Genomic DNA, 24,761 nt, shown 5'->3' on the forward strand with positions numbered 1-24,761 from the left:
CCGTATAGTGCCTGATTTATTGTGCGATAACTGCAGACATTTAGCAAGAGGCGGTCTATGCCCCGTTTTTTAACACCTTCATGACTACCATGGAAATGTCATCCTGTAAAGGATGGGGCCAAGAGTAGGTATTGACTTCGGAAAGGACACGATCGATCACCGTTTCCGGTTCCTGGTCCGCAAGTCCCGACACCAGTTCACACAGTCTCTCGACGCCGAAAAGTTCGCCCGTCTCGTGCTCCGCCTCGATGATCCCGTCGGTGTAGATGAGAAGCAGGTCCCCAGGCTCGAGCGCCATCCTTTTCTCCTCGAAGACGACCGATTGCTCGACCCCCAGGATCAGTCCCTCGGCGTCGAGTTCCTCCCAGCGGCCGGCGCGGAACAGGATGGGGCGGCTGTGCCCCGCGTTGGCGTAGGTGAGCGTGCGGGTGGTCCGGTCGTACTTGGCGCAGAACATGGTGATGAAGAGCTCGGCGCCGCTTAAGTCTTCGTAGAGGAGTTCGTTCAAAAGCCTCAAAATGTCCTTCGCCGAATGGGTTTCCTTCATCTGGGCCCTTAAAACGCTCCTGGTCTCCACCATGATCAAGGCCGCGCCCACGCTGTGCCCCGAGACATCCGCCATGATGATGTCGACCCGCCCGTCCCCCCGTTCGAAGAAATCGTAGTAGTCGCCACCCACGTGGGCCGCGGGGATGCAGCGGCTGGCGATGGTGAGCCCTTCGAGGCGCGGGGCGGATTCGGGGAGAAGCGAGAGCTGGATCTGCTTGGCGATCTCGAGGTCGCGGGTCACCCGCGCGTTCTCCAGGAGCGCCGCCTCCTTTTGCCGTCTTTCGCCCTCCCTCGCCTCGCGTTCCTCGACGATGTTCACCGCCTGGGCCAGCTGCCCGGCCAGGCTCTCCAAGAGTTCCACGAACTGCTCGGTGAAAAGGCCGACGATGGAACGGGAGAAGACCGAGAGGATACCAACCGGGGGGGCTCCGGCGCTGGCGATGGGGATGTGGGCGAAGGAGCGGATCCCTTCCCTTTTCGCGATCTCTCTGGCGATGGCCTTGGTGAGGAAGGCGGTGTCGTTGACGAATTCCGTCCTGCGACCCAGAAACGCCTCCCCTACGTGGGTGTCGATCTCGAGCGTCCTCCCCTCGCTGATGATGCGCTCACCTCCGGAACCGCGGTGGCAGCGCACCTCCAGCACCCCCTCGTCGTTCAGGAGCCTGATGACGCAGAGGTCGAGCTTGAATTCCCGCAGTATCAGCTCGAGGAGGTCCCCCATGATGATGTCGAGCTCCAGGGAGCGGTTCATGATCTCCGATGCGCGCAGGCGCACCGAGAGCGCCTCGCGGCTTTGGTCCCTGGAAGTGCGCACGGTGGAAAAGATGTCGAAGACCGGCTCCATCCGCGAGCCGATGTCCGAAAGAAAGCTTTCCACCACGGCGCCTGCGGCGGCGCCCCCCAAGGAGCCTGCCAGAGTCTTTTCGACGAAGCGCTTCAGGTTGGGAAGCTCGAACTCGGAGACCCCACCCTTGCCGTCGATCTCGCGGTCCCCGAGGTAGTCGCTGATGGCGGCGTGCGCCTGCTGCTCGCCGATGAACTTGGACATGAGGTTCACGAACTGCACGATGGTGACCGGTTTGGAAAGGCGCTTGGTCTCCCACTGAGGCTCCAGGCTCTCCGGGGAGAAGACCCGTACGAAGCGGTTCATCTGCTCGCTTTCCTTGTCCCCCTGTCCCAGGAGGATCGACAGGGAGAGGTAGGCGAGGATGTTTATGAACATGCTCCAGAAAAGCGAATGGCTGTAGGGGTCAAGCCCGGTCAGCCAGAAAAGCGCCTGCGGCTTCAACAGCTCGATGCCGAAAGGACCGTGCAGAAGCAGGTTGTCCTGCCAGCCCCCCGCCTGTAAAAGGGAAGGGAGCAAAAGCGTGTAGAACCAGACGGCGAAGCCGCAGGTAAGCCCAGCGATGGCCCCGGCTTTGTTGCCCCTGGGCCAGTAGAGCCCTCCGATCAGGGCCGGGGCGAACTGGACCGCGGCGGAGAAGGATATGAGCCCCATGTTGGCGAGCATGTAGCTCTCCCCCACGACGCTTTGGTACAGGTACCCCAAGAGGATCACCAGCACGATGCCGAAGCGCTTGAGGTTGATGAGGAGCCGGGGGAACCACCACTGCGGCTTGAACCTGATCACGACCGGCGTCAGCACGTGGTTCAGCAGCATGGTGGAGACCGCGATCGACTCGACCATCACCATCCCGGCCGAGGCGGAGAAGCCGCCGAGAAAGGCCAAAAGCGCGAGCCACGGGTAACCCTGCTGCATGGGGAGGGTGAGCACGAAGTAGTCGGCCCCGACGTTGGAGCCGGTCAGGAGGATCCCCGCCAGGGCGATGGGCATGACGAACAGGTTCATCAGGAACATGTAGGCGGGAAAGCGCCAGGAAGCGGCGTTCAGGTGCGATTCGTCCGCGTTCTCCAGCACCATTACCTGGAACTGTCGCGGCAGCAGCATGACGGCGCTCATGGAGAGGGTAAGCAGGCTGAACATCGAGGAGTAGGAGTTCTCGCCGCTCCCCCCGAGCGTGACGAGCCTGGTGAGCAGTGCCGGGTCCTTGCGGTACATCCGGCTGAAGATGTCCCCCATGCCATCGAAGACGAAGTAGGTGATGGTGACGCCGACCACGAGCATCGCCAGGAGCTTCACCAGCGACTCAAGTGCTATCGCCGCCACCAGGCCGTCGTGGCGCTCGGTCGAGGCGAGGTGCCTCGCGCCGAAGACCACGCTGAACAGGGCCAAAAGCGCCGCCGTGAAGAGCCCGGGGTGGGGGGAGGGGATGTAGACCCGCTCCATGACGCCGACGTGGAAGTCGTGGTAGCCGGTGATGATGGTGAAGGCGGTGGCGACCGCCTTCAGTTGCAGCGCTATGTAGGGCATGATCCCCATCATCGTGATCACCGTGATCATGGCTCCCAGCCACTGCGAACTGCCGTAGCGGGAGCTGATGAAGTCGGCGATGGAGGTGATGTTGTTTTCCTTGGAGATCCGGACGATCTTCTTGAGCAGGAACCACCAGGTGAAGGCGGTGAGCGTGGGGCCCAGGTAGATGGGGAGAAAGTCGATGCCTGTGGTAGCGGCCTTGCCGACGCTGCCGTAGAAGGTCCAGGAGGTGGCGTAGACGGCGATGGAGAGGGCGTAGACGGCGGGATTGGCCGTGATGCTCCTCCCTTCACGCTGTCTCTGGTCGGCGTAGTAGGCGACCGAGAAAAGGATGACGATATAGACGAGCGCCGTGCCCCAGACCCAGTTGACATCGAGCATCAGCTGCGCCCCCTGTCGTCAGTGTCCTTGCGAGCGGCGCGGCTGAAGAGGTAGACGATGAAGATTGAGAACATCCAGCCCCAGAGCAGGTAAAGGTAAAGCAGCGGGATTCCGAAGGGGAAAGCGGGTTTGTTGAAGATGCTGATGAACGGGTAGTTCATCATGATCATGCCGAGCACGAAGCAGATCACCCAGGTGTCCTTGAGCTCTAGCCTTTTGACCAGGAGTTCGCCGATGGCAGTCTTCATCACAGTAACCCCATTGCTCGCAGCACCAGGTCGGTCCCGGTGGAAAGGGGGAGGGCGGAGTCGACGCTGATGGACTCACCCGGCTGCGGCGCCTCGAATTCGGCCTGCTGCCGGTGAAAGTGCTCCCACCTGCCGTCGGAGACCTCGTTCGGGTCGCCGCGGCGCGCCTCCAGCCGCTGTCTGGTTACCTCCTCGGGGCAGCTGGTCTCAACCGTGTAGCAGGGGACTCCCAGCTTCGCGGCGAGACTACGGAAGCTTTCCCTGTCGGCGGCGCGCCGGAAAGTGGCGTCCGCCACCACGCCTTTGCCCGCCTTGAGCGCCTCTTCCGCCTGGGCGAGAAGTGCCGCGTAGGTGGCGCGGTCCATCTCCGCGTTGTAGATCCCCCCGCGGTACTCTTCGGCCACCGGCTGCAGGGGAAGGCCGGCCACTTCCTTGCGCAGCAGGTCCGAGCGCCGCAGCAGGAAACCGAGCTCCATGGCAAGCTCGCGGGCGAGCGTACTCTTGCCGCTTCCCATGAGCCCGCAGGTGATCACCAGGGAGGGTTTGACCCGGTCCCTGAACGTGTAGCCGCGGGCCAGCCTGAAATAGCGCCGCGCCGTCTCCCGCTTCGCGGCGAGTTCCTGGGGGGGGAGTGCTGGGTCGTTCAGGAGGAAGCTGGTCACCTTGCCGCGCACGAAGGCGCGGTTGGCCTTGTAGAAAGGGAGCAGCTCTCCCATCTCCCGATCCCCCGTGGCCTGCTGGTAGACAGCCAAGAGCGCCTCCGACAGATCCGGCCGCCCCGCGTACTCCAGGTCCATCAGCAAGAAGGAGAGGTCCGCGGCCGTGTCTATGTAGCGAAAGCGCTCGTTGAACTCGATGCAGTCGAAGATGGAGACCTGGTCGGTCAGGCAGATGTTGCCGCAGTGCAGGTCGCCGTCGCATTCCCTGATGAACCCCTGCGCCACCCGCCGGCGGAACTGCTCCCCGTTTTGCTCAAGGAACCGCTCCGTCCAGCTCCGGATCTCAGCAAGCTCGGATGCGGATACGGTCACCCCCGCGAAGGGTGCCGCCTGCCGGAAGTTCTCATCCCAGTTGCCGCGGATCGCGCTTGTCGAGCCGCAGGCGTCGATCCGCTCTCCCCGCTCGGCCTGCGCGTGGAAGTCGGCCACCTTCCGGGCGATCCGGGTCATCTCGTCGACGCCGGCCTCCCCCCGCTCCAAAAGGTGCACCAGCATCCGTTCCTCGGGTAGCCGTTTCATCTTCACCGCGTAGTCGAGGATCTCTTCCCCGCCGGCGAAGGAGGCACCTTGTGGGGTCAGCCGCAGTTCCACGACGCCAAGGTAGAGGTCGGGGCAGAGGCGGCGGTTCAGCCGCACCTCCTCCTCGCAGTAGAAGCGCCTGCGGTCAAGCGTGGTGAAATTGAGAAATCCGTAATCGACGGGCTTTTTCACCTTGTATACGAAGCGGTCGGTGACGAAGATGAACGAGACGTGGGTCTCGATCAGGCGCACCCCGGCCGTGGGCTCCGGATAGGCCTTTGCTTCAAGTAGCGATTTTATAAGCTTTCGAACCATTGTTTTGCCGTTAAGCCGATGATTTGACTACAGAATACTACCATAGAGCACTAAAGGCGCAACAGTATAAAATACAGCAAATGTTGTTTGACGCTTCTACCTATTTATGTTAGCTTTTCGTGTAATTAGCCGCGCCATCCCTAGGATACTGTATCCTACAGGGGTGCCGCGTTTTTTCGGTTTTTGCCGCGGAAATCTACCGACCACAGGTACCTCATGACCAAGAAGTGTCTAGCGCTCCTTTCCCTCACATTGTTAATTAACGCCTGCGCCAGCGAGCGTGCCACCGGCACGGTCCCTTCGGCCGGGCTCGAGGCTGTCGCTGCCCCCTCGGCCGGTGCTGGAGAGGGGCGCACCATGTACCTCTTCGCCCTGGCGCGGCTGCGTGCCACCGAGGGGGACCAGGACGCGGCGCTGGCGCTCTTGCGCCAGGCTCTGGAGTCCGACCCGGGCTCCGCCTTCCTGCACACGGCTGCGGCCCAGATCCTGATGCAGCAGAACAAGCCGGAAGAGGCGCTGGCCGAAAGCCAGGCAGCCATAAAGATCGACCCGGCCTCAGTTCAGGCGCAGCTTCTGTCGGGCAACATCCTTATGACCATGCAGCGCGAGAAGGAGGCCATCCCCTACTTCAAGAAAGTGATGGAACTCGACCCGGACAAGGAAGAGGTCTACCTTCACGTCGCCATCTACTACCTGAAGAGCTTCGAGTACGAGCAGGCGGTCGACACCCTGAAGGGGCTGGTCAAGGCGTCGCCGGACTCGGCGCTCGGCTACTATTACCTCGCCAAGACCTACGAGCAGATGCGCCTGCCGCGCGAGGCGCTCGGCTACTACAAGAAGGCCCTCGACCTCAAACCCGACTTCGAGCAGGCCCTGATCGAGATGGGGATCTCCCAGGAGACCCAGGGGCTGATCACCGACGCCATAGAGAGCTACAAGGGGCTTCTCGACATCAACCCTGCCAACGCGAATGTGGTGCAGCACCTGGCGCAGCTCTACATACAGCAGAAGCGGCTTCCCGAAGCGCTCGCCCTGTTGCAGGACAAAGGGGGGAAGACCCTGGAAAACTCCAGGAAGATCGGGTTGTTGCTGCTTGAGCTGGAGCGCTATGACGAGGCGGTGAAGACCTTCCAGGAGATCCTCGACGTGGAGCCTGCGGCGCAGCAGGTCCGCTTTTACCTGGCCACCGCCTATGAGGAAAAGGAGGACGCTGACCAGGCAATCGCAGAGTTCCAGAAGATCCCCAAGGATTCTCCCTACTACCTGGACGCCGCCGGCCACCTGGCCTACCTGTACAAGGAAAAGGGGACCCCGGAGAAGGGTGTCGCCCTTTTGAAGGAAGAGATCAAGGATCAACCGGAAAGGGTCGAGCCCTACCTGCACCTGGCGGGCCTCTACGAAACCATGGAGCGCTACCGGGAAGGGGTGGACACGCTGAAGTCCATGGACGCCAAGCTCCAGAGCGACCCCCGCGTCCTGTTCCGCCTGGGCATCCTCTACGACAAGCTGGGAGAGAAGGAGCAGTCGGTCGCCATGATGAAGCGGGTCATAGCCGCGAACCCCAACGACGCCAACGCGCTCAACTACCTGGGGTACACCTATGCGGAGATGGGGGTGAACCTCGAGGAGGCTCTTTCCTACCTGAAAAAGGCGGTCGAGTTGAAGCCCGACGACGGCTTCATCCTGGACAGCCTCGGCTGGACCTACTTCAAGCTGAAGCGCTACAACGATGCGGTGTCGCAACTTGAGCGGGCCGCGGAGCTCTCCGAAGGAGACGCCACGGTGCTCGGGCATCTGGCCGACGCCTACTGCGCTTCCCGTGCCTACAAAAAGGCGCTGCCGCTGTACCGCAAGCTGCAAAAGCTCGAGCCGGAGCGAAACGCCGAGTTCGCCGAGAAGATCAGGCACTGCCGCCAGGAGAGCGGGGAGAAATGACCCTTTCCCGCTGTCTCCCCCTCCTTCTTGCCCTCATGTTTTTTGCCGGCTGCTCCCAGGGTGCGCCCGAGGAAAAGGCGCGCGCGCAAGGGGGGGCGGCCGCTCGAGGCAGCTCCTTTGTCACAGGGAGCATCGGCGAGCCCTCGAACCTGATACCGATTCTCTCCGCCGATTCCGCCTCAAGCGACGTGGCGGGCCTGGTCTACAACGGGCTGGTGCGCTACGACAAGAACCTGAAGCTGGAAGGGGACCTGGCCCAGTCGTGGGAGGTTTCCCCGGACGGCCTCGGCATCACCTTCCACCTGCGCCGCGGCGTCAAGTGGCACGACGGCCACGAATTCACCTCCCGTGACGTCCTCTATACCTACCGGGTCACCATCGATCCCAAGACGCCGACCGCTTATGCGGAGGACTTCAAGCAGGTGCAGACCGCGCAGGCGGTCGACCCCTACACCTTCAAGGTGCGCTACGCGAAGCCCTTCGCCCCGGCCCTGGCCTCCTGGGGGATGCCGGTGCTCCCGGCGCACCTTCTGGAAGGAAAGGACATCACTAAGAGCCCGCTCTCGAGGAAACCGGTCGGAACCGGCCCCTACATCTTCAAGGAATGGGTCCCGGGGCAGAGGCTGGTCCTGGAAGCAAACCCTCACTACTACGAGGGGGCTCCGCACCTCTCCCCCTACGTCTACCGGATCATCCCGGACAACTCCACCATGTACATGGAGCTCAAGGCGGGCGGCATCGACATGATGGGGCTCTCCCCGGTGCAGTACCAGCGCCAGACCGGGAGCCGGGAATTCCTGGCCCGTTTCAACAAGTACCGCTACCCGGCCTCCGCTTACACCTATCTCGGGTACAACCTGAGGCTCCCCATGTTCCAGGACGTCAGGGTGCGCCGCGCGCTCACCTGCGCCATCAACAAGGAGGAGATCATCCAGGGGGTCCTGCTCGGCATGGGGCAGGTGGCGCACGGCCCCTACAAGCCTGGGACCTGGGCCTGGAAGCCGAAGGTCGACGCAGACCCGGGGTACGACCCGGCGCGCGCCTCGGCTCTTTTGAAGGAAGCCGGGTACGTGATGGGGCAAGACGGCATCCTGGTGAAGGACGGCAAGCCTTTGAGCTTCACCATCATGACCAACCAGGGTAACGACCAGAGGCTCAAGTGCGCACAGATCATCCAGCGGCGCCTGAAGCGGGTCGGCATCGACGTGAAGATCCGGGTCATGGAATGGGCCTCCTTCCTCACCAACTTCATCGACAAGGGAAGGTTCGAAGCGGTTCTGCTCGGCTGGACCATCTCTCAGGACCCCGACCTCTACGACGTATGGCATTCGTCGAAGACCGGCCCCAAGGAGCTCAACTTCATCGGCTACAAGAACACCGAGCTGGACCGGCTGATCATCGAGGGGCGCGGCACCTTCGACCTGGCGAAGCGGCGCGACTGCTACTACCGCATACAGGAGATACTGGCCCAGGACCAGCCCTACACCTTCCTGTACGTTCCGGACGCGCTGCCGGTGGTCTCCTCAAGGATCAAGGGGATTGAGCCTGCGCCTGCCGGGATCAGCTACAACCTGATCAAGTGGTACGTAGAGCAATGAACCAATTGACGTCGAGAACCAATTGAGAATTGACAATTGACGATTGACAACTAAACCCGGCGGGAGAGACCACCCGCCGTAACTTCAAGCGTAACCTGCGACAACTATGGCCAATTACCTGATAAAACGCATCCTCATGCTCTTTCCGCTTCTGCTCGGGATCACGCTGATCACCTTCACGGTGATTCACCTGGCGCCTGGCGAACCGGTCGAGATGCAGACCGCGATGAGCCCCAAGGTCTCGGCGCAGGCAAGGGCCAGGCTGCGCGAGTTCTACGGCCTGGACAAGCCGCTCCACGTGCAGTACGGCATGTGGCTCTCCAACCTGGCGCGCCTGGACTTCGGGCGCTCCTTCGCGCCTGACAACCGCCCGGTGCTGGACAAGATCAAGGAGAGGATCCCCATCACCATCTCGCTGAACGTGATCGCGCTGATTCTCGAGTTCGGGCTCGCCCTTCCCATCGGCATCCTCGCTGCGGTGCACCGGGACACGCTTTTGGACCGCGCCATCTCGGTCTTCGTCTTCGCCGGGTTCGCGGTGCCGACCTTCTGGCTCGCGCTTCTCTGCATGTACTTCTTCGGGGTGAAGCTGAACTGGCTCCCCATCTCCGGGATCCATTCGCTGGGAAGTGACGCGCTCCCGCCGCTGGCCCGTTTCTGGGACCTGGCGAAGCATCTGCTGCTCCCCATCTCCATCGCCACCTTCGGAAGCCTAGCCGGACTTTCCCGCTACATGCGCTCAACGATGCTCGAGGTTCTCTCCCAGGATTACATCACCACCGCCCGGGCCAAGGGGGTCAGGGAGCGGGTGGTGATCTACCGGCATGCCCTGAAGAACGCGCTTTTACCCGTGATCACGCTGCTCGGCTTCTCGCTTCCCGCCCTGATCGGCGGCAGCGTCATCTTCGAGACCATCTTCTCCATCCCCGGGATGGGGCAGCTATTCTACCAGGGGGTCATGGCGCGCGACTACCCGCTGGTCATGGGGATCCTGGTCATCGGCGCGGGATTGACGCTCGTCGGCAACCTGTTGGCCGACCTCTTTTATGCGGTAGCCGACCCCCGCATCAGGCACGGGAGGGGGTAGCCCATGAACGGACCCTTTCGCGAGTTCTGGGAGCGTTTCAGCACCAACCGCTTCGCCCTGGCGGGCCTTGCGGTGATCGCACTGTTGTTTCTGCTCTCCTTCGCCGCCTCCTACCTGACCCCGTACGACCCGGACGCCATCGACGCCTGGCACGTGCTGCTCCCCCCGTCGGCGGAGCACTGGTTCGGCACGGACGAATTGGGGCGCGACGTCCTTACCCGGGTCATCTTCGGCGCCAGGGTGTCGCTCAAGGTCGGCTTCGTGGCGGTCGGCATCGCCGTCGTGGTCGGGACCGTGGTCGGGCTCTTCGCCGGGTTCTACGGCGGCTGGATCGACTCGCTGCTGATGAGGATCGTCGACATCATGCTCTGCTTCCCGACCTTTTTCCTGATCCTTGCCGTGATCGCCATGCTGGAGCCTTCTATCTGGTACATCATGGTCATCATCGGGCTCACCGGCTGGATGGGGGTGGCGCGCCTGGTGCGGGCGGAGGTCCTTTCGTTAAAGAGCCGCGACTTCATCTCGGCGGCGAGGGTGCTGGGGGCGTCGGACAGGCGCATCATCTTCCGGCACATCCTCCCGAACGCGCTCTCCCCGGTGCTCGTTTCCGCGACCCTCGGGGTGGCCGGAGCCATCCTCACCGAGTCGGCGCTCTCCTTTTTGGGGATCGGCGTGCAGCCACCGACCCCCAGTTGGGGCAACATCCTCACCTCCGGCAAGGACTACATCGAGTTCGCCTGGTGGCTGTCCCTGTTTCCGGGGGTGGCCATACTGGTCACGGTCCTTTCCTACAACCTGGTGGGGGAGGGTATCCGCGACGCGCTGGACCCGAGAAGACAAAGATAGCAATCGCAATAAAGACGAACGATTTTTCGACATGAGGAGCACCATGGCAGAGCTTTGCGAAGAGGCATTCGATGTGCTGAAGGTAGACAAGAAGGATTACGTCCCCACGACCCTTGAAGACGAGGTGAGGGTGGACAAGCTTTGCAGCGAACTGCTGCACCGGTTCTACACCGAAAGCCAGATGGCCGGGCTTTCACCCGAGGACGCAACCGCCCTTGCCGGCGCCGCCGACTACTTCGTCAGGGACTTCGTCGTCTCCATCAAGGGGCGCAGCCTCTTCGACGAGCGTCCCGGCATCGTGCGCCAGTTTGCTGGCAACTGGTACATCGTCAACACCATGGAGCCGCTCGCCTCCGAGGTCGAGGGGTATTTGGCCGGCATTCGCGAATTCTACCGTTTCCTGTACGGACACCAGCTCATCTCCCTCAAGTTCCTGCAAGCGATCGAGGCGGAGTGCTCGCAGCTCGACTACTACGCGCAGCGCATCGAATCCTTCTGGGACATCAGCGGCGATGGCTACTTTGATTGGGAGAAGGAGTGCACCCTTAAGGACTAAAGCAAAAGCTTTCACCACAGAGGACACAGAGGACACAGAGGGTCACAGAGGGGCACAGAGGGTCACAGAGGAAAAACAGAAACAGGAAAGACAGAAACTTTTTTCTGGGAAAACCAAAGCCTCTAAACCTTTTTCGCAAGAAACTCTGTGAACTCCGTGCACCTCCGCGACCTCTGTGTTCCGGCTTTTTTCGTTCTGTGGTTCTGCTTTTCCTCTGTGTCCCTCTGTGGTGAGTGCCTTTAGGAGTCTATTGAAGACCTTAGTTGCCAAAGTACGTAACCTGAACCTCTTCCATCCGGGCGAGACCGTTGTCGTGGCGGTCTCCGGAGGGGCCGATTCCGTGGCCCTGCTCGACATCATGTCGCGGCTCGAGTGCGGTCTGCACCTGGTCGTCGCCCACCTGAACCATTGCCTCAGAGGCACCGAATCGGACGCCGACGAGGCGTTCGTCGCCTCCCTCGCAGACAACTATCACCTTCCCTTTGTTTCCCAAAGCTGCAACGTCGCCGGTCTTGCGCGCCAGGAGCGGCTCTCCCTGGAGGACGCCGCGCGCCGGGCGCGCTACGCCTTTTTGGAGCAGACAGCCGCCAAATACGGGGCCGCCAGCATCGCTTTGGCGCACCACCAGGACGACCAGGCCGAGACCGTGCTGATCCGCCTCTTGCGCGGCTCCGGGGGGGCGGGTCTCTCGGCCATGGCCGGTGCCGCCGGCGAAAAGCTGAAACGCCCACTCTTGCAGGTCTCCCGGATGGAGCTGGAGCAGTACTTGAAACAGCGAGGGCTAACCTTCCGCACCGACTCGACTAACGCCGATACCGCCATCCTCAGAAACAGCATCCGCCACGAGCTGATCCCGTTCCTGAGGCGCTACAACCCCAGGGTCTCGGAGCGTCTGGCCGCAACGGCGGAAATCCTGGCCGGCGACGAGGAACTGCTGGACGGCCTCACCCAAGCCTCCTACCATAGGCTCGCTGCGAGCGAAGATGGCGAGGTCCGCTTCCAGCTCGAGCCGCTCTTGAAGGAGCCACGAGCTCTCCGTCTGCGTCTTTACCGGAGCGCGCTGGTCGAGTTGCGCGGAGACCTGATGCGGATCGGCCTCGCGCACCTGGAGGCCATCGACCGCCTTGCCTCCTCGCCTCGCCCCAATGCAGAGGCAAAGCTTCCGGGATCATGCCGGGTATGGCGCTGCTACGACTCCCTCTTCTTCGGTCACGCGACCGCCCAGCCATCTCTCCCGTGGGAACTGGTGGTGAGTGGGGAGGGGCGCTACCCCTTACCGGGGGGAGGGGTGCTGCTGGTGGAGCGCATGACTCGTCCGCAAAGCCTCGATACAGGGTCGCGCTGGAGCGCTTTCCTCTCCCCGGAAGCCGTTCCCTTCCCGTGGCTTTTGCGCGGTTTCAGGCCCGGCGACCGCTTTACCCCCCTCGGCATGAGTGGCGCGCAAAAAGTAAAGGATGCTTTCATAAACGAAAAGGTGCCGCCTGAGTTGCGCAGACGCATACCTCTTTTGCTGAGCGAGGGGGAAATTGCCTGGGTCCCGGGGGTGAGACTTGGCGAGCGGGCTCGGGTCACATCCTGCATTGACGCGGTTTTACGGGTGGAAATTCTTGAAATTACACCTTAAAGCTCTTGTCAACCATCACCCTTTATGGTAATCCTTTTGTTCATTTGAATGCGTTTTTTTGTTTCTCATAAATGGCCCTGAATTGGACCTGAGACAACCTTGGCATCCCGCGAAGCTGGCAGGAACTTCATCGGCAGTTTGCGGGCTTGCAGCATACGAAACAAACGGGAGGAATCTTGAATCAATTTTATAAGAACTTGGCGCTGTGGCTTGTCATCAGCCTGATGATGATCTTGCTGTTCAACCTGTTCAACAAGCCAAAGCCGACCCAGGAGAAACTCGACTTCAGCGAGTTCATCTCGGCTGTGGAAACCGGCAAGGTGAAGAATGTCAACCGTCCGGTCCAATCGGTCGTGATCCAGGGTAACGAGATCATCGGTAAGTTCGCCGACGGCAAGGAGTTCAGAAGCTACAAGCCGGCCGACGCCAACCTCACCGACAAGCTGATCGCCAAGGGGATCGCGGTTTCGGCCCGCCCCGAGGAGGAGCGCTTCTCCTGGTTCTCCCTTTTGGTCTCCTGGTTCCCGATCATCTTCCTGGTGGCCGTGTGGATTTTCTTCATGCGCCAGATGCAGGGAGGGGGGGGCAAGGCGATGGCGTTCGGCAAGAGCCGGGCGAAGCTTCTCACCGAGGCCCAGGGACGCGTCACCTTTGAGGACGTGGCCGGCATCGAGGAGGCCAAGGACGAGCTGGAGGAGATCATCAACTTCCTGAAGGACCCGAAGAAATTTACCAAGCTGGGCGGCCGCATTCCGAAGGGGGTGCTCCTCATGGGCCCTCCGGGCACCGGCAAGACCCTCTTGGCCCGCGCCATAGCAGGCGAGGCGGGTGTTCCCTTCTTCTCCATCTCCGGTTCGGACTTCGTCGAGATGTTCGTCGGCGTGGGCGCCTCCCGCGTGCGCGACCTCTTCGTGCAGGGGAAAAAGAGCGCGCCCTGCATCATCTTCATTGACGAGATCGACGCGGTAGGGCGTCACCGCGGCGCGGGACTTGGCGGCGGCCACGACGAGCGCGAGCAGACCCTGAACCAGCTCCTGGTCGAGATGGACGGCTTCGAGTCCAACGAGGGGGTTATTCTCATCGCCGCCACCAACCGCCCGGACGTTCTCGACCCGGCGCTGCTCCGCCCCGGCCGTTTCGACCGCCAGGTCGTGGTGCCGCGCCCGGACGTGAAGGGGCGCGAGATGATCCTCAAGGTGCACACCAAGAAGACCCCGCTCTCCCCGGACGTCGATCTCGGCGTCATAGCCCGCGGCACCCCCGGCTTCTCCGGCGCCGACCTTTCCAACGTGGTAAACGAGGCGGCCCTCATCGCTGCCAGGAAAGAGAAGAGCATGGTCGAGATGATCGACTTCGACGACGCGAAGGACAAGGTCCTCATGGGTGTCGAGCGCCGTTCCATGGTCATCTCCGATGAAGAGAAGAAGAACACCGCCTATCACGAGGCGGGGCACACCCTGATCGCGAAGCTGATCCCGGGCACGGACCCGGTGCACAAGGTCTCCATCATCCCGCGCGGCAGGGCCCTTGGTGTAACCATGCAGCTTCCCATCGAGGACAAGCACAGCTACTCCCGCGAGTCGCTCCTGGACCGCATCGCGGTGCTCCTGGGCGGGCGCGTGGCCGAGGAGGTAATCTTCAACTCCATGACCACCGGCGCCGGCAACGACATCGAGCGCGCCACCGAGATCGCCCGCAAGATGGTCTGCGAGTGGGGCATGAGCGAGAAGCTCGGCCCGGTCAGCTTCGGCAAGAAGGACGAGCAGATCTTCCTCGGGCGCGACATGGCGCACCAGAAGAACTACTCGGAGGCTACCGCCATCGAGATCGACCACGAGATCAGGCTGATCGTGGAGCAGAACTACGCAAGGGTACAGGACCTGCTCAAGGCGAACCTCGACTCCCTGCACAAGATCTCCCTGGCGCTCATCGAGCGCGAGAACCTCTCGGGCGAGGAAGTCGACCGCATCATCGCCGGGGAGCAGCTCGCGCCGGAACCGGCCGCCGCCGAGTGATGGCGGTACCCGAAGTGTGGCAGCTTTCCCGCCGCGCCCTTTCGCTTAAGCGCCCGCTGATCATGGGCATATTGAACGTGACCCCCGATTCCTTTTCGGACGGGGGTCGCTTCTTCTCTCTCGACGCCGCCATCGAGCGCGCGCAGGAGATGGAGCGCGAGGGAGCCGACATCATCGATATCGGGGGCGAGAGCACCCGCCCCAACGCCCCCGCTGTGGGAGTGGCGCAGGAACTGGACCGGGTGGTCCCAGTTATCGAGGCGCTTTCCCGCCGCATCCAGGTCCCCATCTCCATCGACACCTACAAGGCCGAGGTCGCCCGCGCGGCGTGCGCCGCCGGGGCCGAGATCGTCAACGACGTCACCGGACTGATGTTCGATCCCGATATGGCCCGCGTCGCCGCCGAGGCTGACGCCGGTGTGGTGGTGATGCACACCCGCGGCATGCCCGACACCATGCAGGCCGATACCGGCTACGAGGACCTCGTCTCGGAGGTGAAAAGGTACCTGGAGCAAAGCGTGGCCCTGGCGCGACAGGCGGGCGTCGCCGACGCCCGCATCGCCGTCGATCCGGGGATAGGCTTCGGCAAGAGCGTCGAGGGGAACCTGGAGCTGATCAAAAGGCTCGCCGAATTCCGGGAACTGGGATTTCCCGTCCTGGTCGGCCCCTCCCGGAAGTCGTTCGTTGGGGCGGTGACCGGCAGGGTAGGGGGAGAGAGGATTTTCGGCACTGCTGCCGCGGTCGCTATGTCCGTCGCGCACGGAGCCTCCATCATCAGGGTGCATGACGTGGCTGCCATGAAGGACGTCGCCGTCATGGCGCGGGCGCTCATGTAGCCCCGGCCCAAACCAGGAAGCCTTGCCGCTTCCCGACTGGTGCGGATGAATTTAATCCTTCAAAACATAGCCTTGCTGCGGGACCTGGTGGACCTGTCGCTTGCGATTCTGATCGTCACCCGGCTCTCGCGGCTTTTGAAGGGGGTCCTGGCGCTGCGCATCCTCTCGGTGCTGTCGGCGCTGGTCGCTGGCCACCTTCTGGCGCGCTTTTTCTCCCTGCACGCGGTCCGGCTCCTCATCGACCTCTTCCTCGCCTCCTCCGTCGTCATGCTCGCGGTCGTTTTCCAGACCGACATCCGCAAGGCCTTCGCCACGCTGACCAGGAGCCGGACCGAAAAGGACGTGGAGATGTCCGACGTCATCGACGAGTTGGTCTTCGCCGTGGCCGGGCTAGCCCAGAAGAAGATCGGCGCCCTCATCGTCATCGAGCGCGCCATCCAGGTGGACAGCTATCTGGCCGTGGGGACCGACATCGACGCCAAGGTGACCAGCGAGCTAATCTCGTCGATATTCCTCCCTTACTCGCCGATACACGACGGCGCGGTCATCATCCAGCACGGCAAGCTGACCAAGGCGGGGTGCTTTTTGCCCCTCACCCAGAACCTGGAGGTCAGCAAGAGCCTCGGGACCAGGCACAGGGCGGCGATGGGGTTAAGCGAGCTGGTGGACGCAGTTGTGGTCGTGGTGTCGGAGGAGACGGGAACCGCCTCGATCGTCGTCGGCGGCAAGAAGACTGACATCGTGGACATGCCGTCTTTGGGCAAGACGCTGAGAAGACTGGTGGAACCGAGGTGGCTTAAATGACGCAGCCCAAGGCACAGGAATGGTCCAAGGGGGTGAAGGCGCTCTCCGTGCTCCTGGCGGTGCTGATCTGGTCCTCCGTCATCCTGGAGCGTCCGGCCGAGATGAAGCTCAACGTCCCCGTTTCGTTTCAGCGGGTGCCGGCGGGGTTGTGGGTCGACTCGCCCCCTCCAGGTGACCTGCAGGTGATCGTTTCCGGGCCGCAGATCCTTTTGTTGCTTCTCCCGCTGCGCCCGGTCAGTTGCGAGATCGATCTCTCCACAACCGGGTCGGGTGAGTTGGTCGTCACCCCGACGCAGGGCTCTTTCGGGCTCGACCCGGAGCTGAAGGTGGTCCGGGTCTACCCCGAGTCGATCACGGTGGTGCTGGCGCAGAGAAAGTAGCTTTACTGCAAATCCCCCCTGTCCCCCCTTCGCAAAGGGGGGAACGTGAGTGCACGTGCGGCGCCAGGTGGCCAGTAACCTAGCTTTTCCTACGTTTCCGTGGAATCTTTCGCAAGGTGGGGCAATAAACTCGCTCTCCTGGGTCCACTGGGTCCACTGGGTCCACTGGGTCCACTGGGTCCACTGGGTCCACTGGGTCCACTGGGTCCGCCCGAGGGGACAAAAATGCTGGCTCCCATGGGGAGTGCAGCACCCACAGGTGGTAGAACAAGCCGCCTGAGCAGGAAGGTAAATAACAAATTCATCGAATGAGGTGATCTATGAAGAAGCTTTTCGGAACCGACGGGGTCCGCGGTGTGGCCAACGTCTATCCGATGACTGCAGAGATGGCGATGCAGATCGGCCGCGCGGCCGCCTACATCTTCAAAAACGGCAAGAAGCGCCACCGCATCGTGATCGGCAAGGATACGCGACTCTCCGGCTACATGCTGGAAAGCGCGCTCATGGCCGGCATCTGCTCCATGGGAGTGGACGTGCTCCTGGTAGGGCCGCTTCCCACTCCCGGCATCGCCAACATCACCTCCTCCATGCGCGCCGACGCAGGCGTCGTCATCTCCGCTTCCCACAACCCCTTCGAGGACAACGGGATCAAGTTCTTCTCGCGCGACGGCTTCAAGCTTCCCGACGAGACCGAGCTGATGATGGAGGAGCTGATCTTCTCCAAGCGGATCGACTCGCTGCGCCCGACCGCCAAGGAGGTGGGTAAGGCGTACCGCATCGACGACGCCCAGGGGCGCTTCGTCGTCTTCTTGAAGAGCACCTTCCCCAAAGACCTCGACCTCTCCGGGCTCAAGATAGTGCTCGACTGCGCCAACGGCGCGGCCTACAAGGTCGCTCCCGCCGTCTTCGAGGAGCTGGGCGCGGAGGTGATCTCCATCGGCGTCAAGCCCAACGGCACCAACATCAACGCCAGCTGCGGCTCGCTGCACCCGGAGGTGATGAGCCAGGCGGTGAAGGAGCATGGCGCCGACCTTGGCATCGCGCTCGACGGCGACGCCGACCGCGTGATCTTCGTGGACGAGTACGGCAACGTCGTCGACGGCGACCGCATCATGGCGATCTGCGCCACCGAGATGCTCAGACAGGGGACCCTGAAGCAGAACACGCTGGTGGCGACCGTGATGAGCAACATGGGGCTCGACATCGCCATGAAGCGCGCCGGAGGCCAGGTGATCAAGACCGCCGTCGGGGACCGTTACGTGGTGGAGGAGATGCTGAAGGGGGGCTACAACCTGGGTGGCGAGCAGTCGGGCCACATGATCTTCCTGGACCACAACACAACAGGCGACGGCGTCCTCTCCGCGCTGCAGGTGCTCGCCATCATGCAGCGCCACCAAAAGCGCCTCTCCGAGCTTGCTCTCGTCATGGAGCCGCTGCCGCAGGTGCTCGTCAACGTGCGCCTGGCCGAGAAGTCGGACATCATGACGGTCCCCGAGATCGCGAAGATGATCAACGAGGTCGAGGAGAAGCTGAAAGGTGAGGGAAGGGTCCTCATCCGCTATTCCGGCACCGAGCCGCTTCTGCGCATCATGCTGGAGGGAAGCGACGAGGGCGATATCCGCTGCTGGGCTAACGATATAGCTTCCATCGTGGAGCAGAAGCTTGGAGGTGAGGCACGTGGCTAGACTGGGAGTGAACATAGATCATGTGGCGACGCTCCGGCAGGCGAGGGGGGGGACGGAACCTGACCCGGTCGCTGCCGCCGCCATTGCCGAGTTTGCCGGCGCCGACGGCATCACCATCCACCTGCGTGAAGACCGCAGGCACATCCAGGACCGCGACCTGAAGATCCTTCGCCAGACGGTGCAGACCAGGTTGAACCTGGAGATGGCCGCAACCGAAGAGATGATCGCCATCGCGCTTTCGGTGAAACCTGAGGCCTGCACCCTCGTCCCGGAGAAACGCGCGGAGCTCACCACCGAGGGGGGGCTCGACGTGCGCATCCACCAGGAGGCGCTCAAGGTCGCCATCGAAAAGCTCCAGGCCGGGGGGATCATCGTCAGCCTCTTCATCGATCCGGATCCGGACCAGATCAAGGTGGCCAACAAGATCGGAGCCGACTATATCGAGATTCACACCGGCTCCTTCGCTGAGGCGAAGAATTGGAAGGAAGAGGAACTGGAACTGATCAAGATCGAGAACGCGGTGAAGCTCGCCCGCAAGCTCGATCTCGGCGTGAACGCCGGGCACGGCCTCAACTACACCAACGTGAAGAAGGTGGCGGCCATCGGCGGCATAGAGGAATTCAACATCGGGCATTCCATCATGTCGCGTGCCATCATGGTGGGGCTGGACCGCGCCGTTCGCGACATGTCCGAACTGGTGAGATACGCCTGAGTTTCAGGTGGGATGAACGCAAAAAAAGGAGAAGCAGATGTCAAAAGCTAGTGCTCGTCACATTTTAGTGTCCAGCGAAGAGGAGTGCGTAGCACTCAAGGCCAAGATAGAAGCAGGGGCCGATTTCGGCGACTGCGCCCGCGAGAACTCCCTCTGCCCCTCGGGGAACCAGGGGGGGCGTCTGGGCGAGTTCCGCCCGGGGCAGATGGTGAGGGAATTTGACGAAGTGGTTTTCAGCGGCGAAGTCGGCAAGGTCCTCGGGCCGGTGAAGACCCAGTTCGGTTACCACCTGATCGAGATCATGAGCCGCACTGCCTAAGGGTGCCTTTGGCAACTACCAGGGAAAAAGGTGAACCGATGGCAGAAAATAAAGAGAAAAAGTCCGTCTTTGATCTGATCTTCAGCGCCCCCTTTCTGCTCGGCCTGGTCGGTGTGGGGTGCATGGTCTACGGGGTCGCCGACGGCTTCAGGGTGATGCAGTTCTTCTTCGGCGTCTGCATCGTCGCCGGCAGCTTCATGCTCCACTTCATCAGGAAGAAGGATTGGGACGCCCACTGGGCGGAGATGGAGCAGGCCCGCGAGGCCCACGAGAAGCGCGCCGCTGAAGAGGCGGAAAAGAAAAAGTAGCTGCTACCGGCAGGAAACCAAAGAAGGCGGGGTGAGAGATCACCCCGCCTTCTTTTTATTTCAGCGGCGCCCGTTCGGATCAGTGCGCCGGCGGCGGCAGGTGCTTGGCTGGCTTTTTCAAAAGAAACAGAAGCGGGATGATGATGAGGAAGGCAAGCCCCACGATGAAGAAGATCCTGTTGTAGGATAGCATGTAGGCCTGCCGGTTCACGGTGCCGTAGATGACGGTCATGGCGCCTTTCTCAGCCGCGACGGCGTCGAGCCCGCGCCCCATGAGCGCTCCCTTCAACGTCCCGAACTGGGACTGGAACACGGGGTTGTACGGGGTCACGTGTGCGACCAGGCTCGTCTGATAAAACTGCGAGTAGCGCGCCAGCATGGTGGCGGCGATGGCTATGCCGACGCTCCCGCCGATGTTCCTCAGCAGGCTGAAGATGCCGGTCGCGTTCCCCATCTCCTCCTTGGAAATGGTCGCCAGCGTCACCGTGGTAAGAGGTACGAAGATCATGGCGAGGCCCACCCCCAGCACTACGCGTGGCCAGACGAAGTCGCTGTAGGCTGCCTGCAGCGTGAAATGCTGCATGATGAACATCGAGATGGCGCTTATGATGAGACCGATGAAGACCACCTTCCTGCCGTCGTAGCGCTGGATCGCGGCCCCGACGAAGGGCATGCAGATCAAGGTGGCGACGCCGCCCGGAGCCAGCACCATCCCCGCCATGGTGGCGTTGTAACCCATGAGAGTCTGCAGGAACAGCGGGATCAGCATGATCGAGCTGTAAAGGCAGAATCCGACTGCGAACATGATCAGGTTCCCGGAGGAAAAGGAGACGTTCTTGAAGAGCCTCAGGTTCACGATGGGGTGGGGGTGGGTCAGCTCGACGTAGACCAGCGCGGTAAGCGTGATCGCTGTGATCACGGCGCAACAGACGATGAAAGGGGAGTTGAACCAGTCGTCCTGCTGCCCCTTGTCGAGCACTATCTGCAGGGCCCCGAGCCCCACGGTGAGCAGGGCAAGGCCCCAGTAGTCGATGGCGACGCGGGTCCGTTTCAGGTAGCTCGGGTCGTAGATGAAGAACGAGGCCATGATGACGGCGACGACCCCGATGGGGATGTTGATGTAGAAGATCCAGCGCCAGCTCATGTTGTCGGTGATCCACCCCCCCAGGGCCGGACCTATGATGGGGCCGAACATGGCGCCCACGCCGAAGATGGCCATCGCCATTCCCTGCTGGTAGGGGGGGAAGGTCTCCATCATGATCGCCTGGCTCATGGGGATCAGCGCGCCGCCGGCGGCCCCCTGCAGGACGCGGAAGAAGATCAAAAGCCCAAGCGAAGGGGCGGCGCCGCAAAGAAGCGAGGCGAGCGTGAAGAGGGTGATGCAGGTGATGAGAAACCGTTTGCGCCCGAACATCCGGGCGAGCCACCCGGTCATGGGGAGGACCACCGCGTTACTGACCAGATAGGAGGTGAGGACCCAGGTGACCTCGTCGGTCCCGGCGTTGAGGCTTCCCTGCATGTGCGGGAGCGCCACGTTGGCGACCGAGGTGTCGACGATCTCCATGATGGCCGGCAGCATCACGGTGATGGTGATGAGCCACTTGTTTACGTTCTTTTCTTCAGCGCTTTTCATGGGGCCGCCAGGGGGTGTCCTTCAACTCGCAGCGTCAGGGAGAAAAGGTGTGTCGAGGGATCTCAGGAAACGGTTCGGTAACGCATCTGTTCAGCGGCCGAAACCGACCACGTCGCCGAAGCTCTGGCCGGTGAGGATGGTGGGGACCACGCTCATCCCGACCCGCAACAGGTGCTCGGGATCGCTGCCGCGGTCGATGGCGATCCGGATCGGGATCCTCTGGGTCACCTTGACGTAGTTCCCCGTGGCGTTTTCGGGTGGCAGCAGCGAGAAGGCTGCCCCGGTTCCAGCCATTATGCTTTCGACCTTCCCTGTGAATTTCCGTCCCGGGTAGGTGTCCACGGTGAACTCGACGCGCTGACCCGGCCGCACCTTAGCCAGCTGGCTTTCCTTGTAGTTCGCCGTGATCCATGCCCCCTCCAGCGCAACCACGGCCATGAGCGCCTGGCCCGGCTGCACGTAGTTTCCCGGCTCTACCCCCTTCCTGGTCACGAAGCCGTCGCTGGGGGCGACGATGCGGGTATAGGAGAGGTTCAGGCGTGCGGTCTCAAGTTCAGCCTGCTTCTCGGCGACCCTGGCATCCTTGGAGCCGGTGCCGGAAATGCCGATCATGGCCTTCGCCTTTTTTTCCGCCTCCTGCGCCTCCTTGAGCTGCATCTGCGCGACCCGGTGTGCCGTGCGCTGCCGGTCCAGCTGCTCGCGGGGAATAACTTCCTTGGCGAAAAGCGCCTCGGCCCGTCTCAGGTCCAGGTTTGCCTGCTCCAGCCGGGCAGTTGCCAAACCGACGTTGGCCCGTGCGCTCTCCACCTGCGCGTAGTCGCCTGAGGTCTCGTTCTTGGCCATTTCCACGGAAGCCGAAGCGCTTCCCTCGCGCGCCCGGTAGTCGGACGGGTCAAGTTCGACCAGCAGGTCGCCCTTGTGCACGAACTGGTTGTCCACCACCGCTACCCGCTGCACCAGCCCCGGAACACGACTGGCGATGGAGTGGACATGCGACTCGATGAACGCGTTGTCCGTTTCGATGTGGGTCTTGCTCCGGACCCACCGGTGCACACCCAAAAGGGCCCCGATTATGACGATCACAAGGAGGACGATGCCGCCGCGCTGCTTCTTGTTCAGGCCCTTCCGCTCGCCAGTCGGCGCCGGATTTGCCCCGTTATTTTCGGTAGTCTCGGTCGTATGTTCAGCCATTTATATGAACCTCAAGAAAGTTGCTTGTCGTGGATAACTGCTGCCCGGTGATCAAAGCTCTCCGGTCGCCCTTTTCACGCGGGCGGCGGCAACCTGCAGATCGAAGACGCTGCGAAAGTAGTCGGTCCTGGTCTGGGTGAGGAGGGTCTGTGCGTCGATGACCTCGGTGGCGGTGCCTACTTTTTCCTGATAGCGGTCGCGGGTGATGCGTAGGTTTTCCACCCCCTGGGCTATCGCCTTCTCGGCGACCTGGAGCCTTGTGAGCGCGACCTTCATGTCGTTTTGGGCCGTGGAGAGTTCGAGCCTGACCCGGTCCTCCAGGTCCCTCATCCGCTCCTCGTCCCTTGCCCGCGATTCGACCGCCTGGCGGATCCTCGCTTCCTTGGCGGCACCGTCGAAGAGGTTCACCTTGAGCCCGAGCGTGGCCGCATAGATGGTCTGTTCGCGGACCTTGCTGTTGTCCAGGTAGTCCAGGCCGAACTTCGCGAAGATCTCGGGGTAGTAATCGCTTTTTGCCTCTTTGACGGTCTGTTCGTCAGCACTGACCACGGCCCTGAGGGCCGAGATTTCGCCGCGCCTGGAGAGGTCCGGTGCCGCCTGCTCGTCGGGAAGGGGGGGGATGTCCGTCTGTTCCTGGAGGTCGGCGCGGTAACCGGCCGGGGCGCCGGTGAGGTAGTTCAGGTAGAGCCAGCCGTTTTGGACCTGGTTCAGGGCGCTGTAAAGGTTCTGCCTGCTGGAAGCCACGCGCACCTCGGCCTGCAAGAGGTCGTTTCGCGTCACCACACCCTCCTCGAACAGCGCCTGCGCCGTCTTCTGGTGGGCGGTCATCTGGACCACCTCGTCGTTGGCTGCGCCGACCAGCTTATCCGCGGCGAGGATGCCGAAGTAGGCGCGCACCACCTCCAGGAACAGGTCCTGCTCCTGGCCCGAGTGGGAGAACTGCGCCGCATCGCGCTGCAGACGGGCTCTCGCCTCGCGCGCGCCGGTGCGGCCGAAATCGTACAGGGTGTTGTAGATGCTGAGGTTCAGGAAGGGGTAGCGGGGATCCTGGGTTTCCTGGACGACGTTGCCGAATTTCACGGCCTGTGCGTCAAGCTGGGCGGTGTAGCCTGCCTGCAGGTCCACCCGGGGGAGCCTTGCGCTGCGGGCGATGGCGATCTGTTCCTGGGCGATCGCGACATCATGGGTGTTCGCCTTGAGTCCCCTGCTGCTGGCAGCCGCCTTGTTCAGGCACTCCTTCAGCGTGAGGGTCTCGGCCCTTGCCGCGCCTGTTCCAGTGAGGGCCATCAATGCCAGTATGATCAACGCTCTTCGCATGAAAGCTCCAGGATCAGCTGCGGATCTTTTCCAACAGCGACTTCAAGGTTTCCTGTTCTTCAGGGGTCAGTTTGGCTACCAGCTTCCGCTGGGCTTTCAGCGCCAGCGGCGTAAGTTCCGGCTGCAGCGCCTTCCCCTTTTCCGTGAGGCAGATGCGATAGGCGCGGCGGTCGTCCGGGTCCGCCTGCCTTGCCACGAGCCCCTCCTTTTCCAGCCTGTCGATCAGCCCCCCCATGGTGGTCCTGTCGATCTGGCTCCTGGCCGAGAGCACAGACTGGCTCAGGCCGTCCTCGCGCCACAGAAAACCCAAGAGGCCGAATTGCTGCGGAGTTAAATCGTAATCGTCGAAGTGCTCCTTGAAGATGAGGCTGGCGCGCTGATAGGCCTTCGACAGGAGAAACCCCAGAGTCTTCTCTATCTCGATCGGTGTTCTTGCTGGCATGTAAAGCCCCCTTCTCTCGAAGCGGTTACCCCGGCGCGCAAGCGATGCGGTGTTGCTGTTATAGCAGCTGCAAAAAACGGCAGTATACCACAGCCCTGCGCGGCAGGTGTGCCATTATGCATATAATCAGTATGCTGTCAATATATCTGGCAGGCACAGTGCTGCTTCTGTTGCAGTACCGTCTATGCTGATCCAGTAGGAAAGACTCATATCGTGCGACCATTATCTTTACCTCTGCGAATCTTCCTATACCCTCCTGTTTTTGCTTGACACCATTATGGTATTAAAGTACCTTTTTACCCAAATTGTAGCGGTGAACCCGGCAGGAGCCGGAACCGCAAGGAACGCTGTCTTCTGCTCAGGGTCGT

The 24,761-nt window shown here is 62.1% G+C and carries 21 protein-coding genes; 14 read left to right on the top strand and 7 right to left on the bottom strand.

Annotated elements, in window-relative coordinates; all coding sequences use genetic code 11:
* Positions 1 to 55: 55 nt before the first annotated feature.
* From GEOBRER4_RS08170 to GEOBRER4_RS08180, 3 genes are read right to left on the bottom strand one after another with little or no spacing between them, the layout of a single operon-like run.
* The gene (locus GEOBRER4_RS08170) at positions 56 to 3,304 is read right to left on the bottom strand and encodes a SpoIIE family protein phosphatase (protein ID WP_185244979.1); all 3,249 of its coding nucleotides are present in this window, start codon (positions 3,302 to 3,304) and stop codon (positions 56 to 58) included.
* The gene (locus tag GEOBRER4_RS08175) at positions 3,304 to 3,552 is read right to left on the bottom strand and encodes a hypothetical protein (RefSeq protein ID WP_085813054.1); all 249 of its coding nucleotides are present in this window, start codon (positions 3,550 to 3,552) and stop codon (positions 3,304 to 3,306) included. Before GEOBRER4_RS08175 ends, GEOBRER4_RS08170 begins: the two co-directional genes overlap by 1 nt.
* A complete protein-coding gene (locus GEOBRER4_RS08180) occupies positions 3,552 to 5,105 on the bottom strand; it encodes a bifunctional aminoglycoside phosphotransferase/ATP-binding protein (RefSeq protein WP_185244980.1) in 1,554 nt (517 codons plus the stop codon). The genes GEOBRER4_RS08175 and GEOBRER4_RS08180 overlap by 1 nt, the downstream gene beginning before the upstream one ends.
* A gap of 216 nt (positions 5,106 to 5,321) precedes the next feature.
* Between GEOBRER4_RS08180 and GEOBRER4_RS08185 the strand changes: the two genes are divergently transcribed.
* The 14 genes from GEOBRER4_RS08185 (at position 5,322) to GEOBRER4_RS08255 (ending at position 19,810) form a co-directional block, all read left to right on the top strand.
* On the top strand, positions 5,322 to 7,040 hold the full coding sequence (locus GEOBRER4_RS08185) for a tetratricopeptide repeat protein (protein ID WP_185244981.1): 1,719 nt from the start codon (positions 5,322 to 5,324) through the stop codon (positions 7,038 to 7,040).
* On the top strand, positions 7,037 to 8,638 hold the full coding sequence (locus tag GEOBRER4_RS08190) for a peptide-binding protein (protein ID WP_185244982.1): 1,602 nt from the start codon (positions 7,037 to 7,039) through the stop codon (positions 8,636 to 8,638). Before GEOBRER4_RS08185 ends, GEOBRER4_RS08190 begins: the two co-directional genes overlap by 4 nt.
* A 106-nt stretch (positions 8,639 to 8,744) precedes the next feature.
* On the top strand, positions 8,745 to 9,725 hold the full coding sequence (locus GEOBRER4_RS08195) for an ABC transporter permease (protein WP_185244983.1): 981 nt from the start codon (positions 8,745 to 8,747) through the stop codon (positions 9,723 to 9,725).
* A gap of 3 nt (positions 9,726 to 9,728) precedes the next feature.
* Complete coding sequence (opp4C, locus tag GEOBRER4_RS08200; protein ID WP_185244984.1) at positions 9,729 to 10,571, top strand: oligopeptide ABC transporter permease; 843 nt, start codon at positions 9,729 to 9,731, stop codon at positions 10,569 to 10,571.
* A 43-nt stretch (positions 10,572 to 10,614) separates the two neighbouring features.
* The gene (locus tag GEOBRER4_RS08205) at positions 10,615 to 11,127 is read left to right on the top strand and encodes a hypothetical protein (protein WP_185244985.1); all 513 of its coding nucleotides are present in this window, start codon (positions 10,615 to 10,617) and stop codon (positions 11,125 to 11,127) included.
* A gap of 250 nt (positions 11,128 to 11,377) precedes the next feature.
* Positions 11,378 to 12,751, top strand: coding sequence for a tRNA lysidine(34) synthetase TilS (gene tilS / locus GEOBRER4_RS08210; protein ID WP_185244986.1), 1,374 nt, complete (start codon positions 11,378 to 11,380; stop codon positions 12,749 to 12,751).
* A 176-nt stretch (positions 12,752 to 12,927) separates the two neighbouring features.
* A complete protein-coding gene (ftsH, locus tag GEOBRER4_RS08215) occupies positions 12,928 to 14,766 on the top strand; it encodes an ATP-dependent zinc metalloprotease FtsH (RefSeq protein WP_085813046.1) in 1,839 nt (612 codons plus the stop codon).
* Positions 14,766 to 15,602 carry a dihydropteroate synthase gene (folP, locus tag GEOBRER4_RS08220; RefSeq protein WP_185244987.1) on the top strand — a complete coding sequence of 279 codons (837 nt, stop codon included), beginning with the start codon at positions 14,766 to 14,768 and terminating at the stop codon, positions 15,600 to 15,602. Before ftsH ends, folP begins: the two co-directional genes overlap by 1 nt.
* Positions 15,603 to 15,647: 45 nt before the next feature.
* Positions 15,648 to 16,406: a diadenylate cyclase CdaA gene (gene cdaA, locus GEOBRER4_RS08225; protein WP_085813044.1), complete on the top strand. Its 759-nt coding sequence runs from the start codon at positions 15,648 to 15,650 to the stop codon at positions 16,404 to 16,406.
* A complete protein-coding gene (locus GEOBRER4_RS08230) occupies positions 16,403 to 16,786 on the top strand; it encodes a YbbR-like domain-containing protein (RefSeq protein WP_185244988.1) in 384 nt (127 codons plus the stop codon). The genes cdaA and GEOBRER4_RS08230 overlap by 4 nt, the downstream gene beginning before the upstream one ends.
* Positions 16,787 to 17,106: 320 nt before the next feature.
* Positions 17,107 to 18,471: a phosphoglucosamine mutase gene (gene glmM / locus GEOBRER4_RS08240; RefSeq protein ID WP_185244989.1), complete on the top strand. Its 1,365-nt coding sequence runs from the start codon at positions 17,107 to 17,109 to the stop codon at positions 18,469 to 18,471.
* Positions 18,464 to 19,183, top strand: coding sequence for a pyridoxine 5'-phosphate synthase (locus tag GEOBRER4_RS08245; RefSeq protein ID WP_085815122.1), 720 nt, complete (start codon positions 18,464 to 18,466; stop codon positions 19,181 to 19,183). The genes glmM and GEOBRER4_RS08245 overlap by 8 nt, the downstream gene beginning before the upstream one ends.
* A 37-nt stretch (positions 19,184 to 19,220) precedes the next feature.
* The gene (locus GEOBRER4_RS08250) at positions 19,221 to 19,502 is read left to right on the top strand and encodes a peptidylprolyl isomerase (RefSeq protein WP_085813041.1); all 282 of its coding nucleotides are present in this window, start codon (positions 19,221 to 19,223) and stop codon (positions 19,500 to 19,502) included.
* A 38-nt stretch (positions 19,503 to 19,540) separates the two neighbouring features.
* Positions 19,541 to 19,810, top strand: coding sequence for a hypothetical protein (locus GEOBRER4_RS08255; protein WP_185244990.1), 270 nt, complete (start codon positions 19,541 to 19,543; stop codon positions 19,808 to 19,810).
* A gap of 79 nt (positions 19,811 to 19,889) precedes the next feature.
* Here GEOBRER4_RS08255 and GEOBRER4_RS08260 read toward each other — a convergent pair whose 3' ends face one another.
* From GEOBRER4_RS08260 to GEOBRER4_RS08275, 4 genes are all read right to left on the bottom strand, one after another.
* Positions 19,890 to 21,443 (bottom strand): DHA2 family efflux MFS transporter permease subunit, encoded by a 1,554-nt coding sequence (locus tag GEOBRER4_RS08260; RefSeq protein WP_185244991.1) that lies wholly within the window; start codon positions 21,441 to 21,443, stop codon positions 19,890 to 19,892.
* A 90-nt stretch (positions 21,444 to 21,533) separates the two neighbouring features.
* The gene (locus GEOBRER4_RS08265) at positions 21,534 to 22,634 is read right to left on the bottom strand and encodes an HlyD family secretion protein (RefSeq protein WP_185244992.1); all 1,101 of its coding nucleotides are present in this window, start codon (positions 22,632 to 22,634) and stop codon (positions 21,534 to 21,536) included.
* Positions 22,635 to 22,685: 51 nt separating this feature from the next.
* Positions 22,686 to 23,951 carry a TolC family protein gene (locus GEOBRER4_RS08270; protein WP_185244993.1) on the bottom strand — a complete coding sequence of 422 codons (1,266 nt, stop codon included), beginning with the start codon at positions 23,949 to 23,951 and terminating at the stop codon, positions 22,686 to 22,688.
* A gap of 13 nt (positions 23,952 to 23,964) precedes the next feature.
* The gene (locus GEOBRER4_RS08275; RefSeq protein ID WP_185244994.1) at positions 23,965 to 24,393 is read right to left on the bottom strand and encodes a MarR family winged helix-turn-helix transcriptional regulator; all 429 of its coding nucleotides are present in this window, start codon (positions 24,391 to 24,393) and stop codon (positions 23,965 to 23,967) included.
* Between the last annotated feature and the right edge of the window lie 368 nt (positions 24,394 to 24,761).

Origin of the sequence: Citrifermentans bremense (assembly GCF_014218275.1) — a bacterium.
In the GTDB taxonomy this organism is placed as follows: domain Bacteria; phylum Desulfobacterota; class Desulfuromonadia; order Geobacterales; family Geobacteraceae; genus Geomonas; species Geomonas pelophila.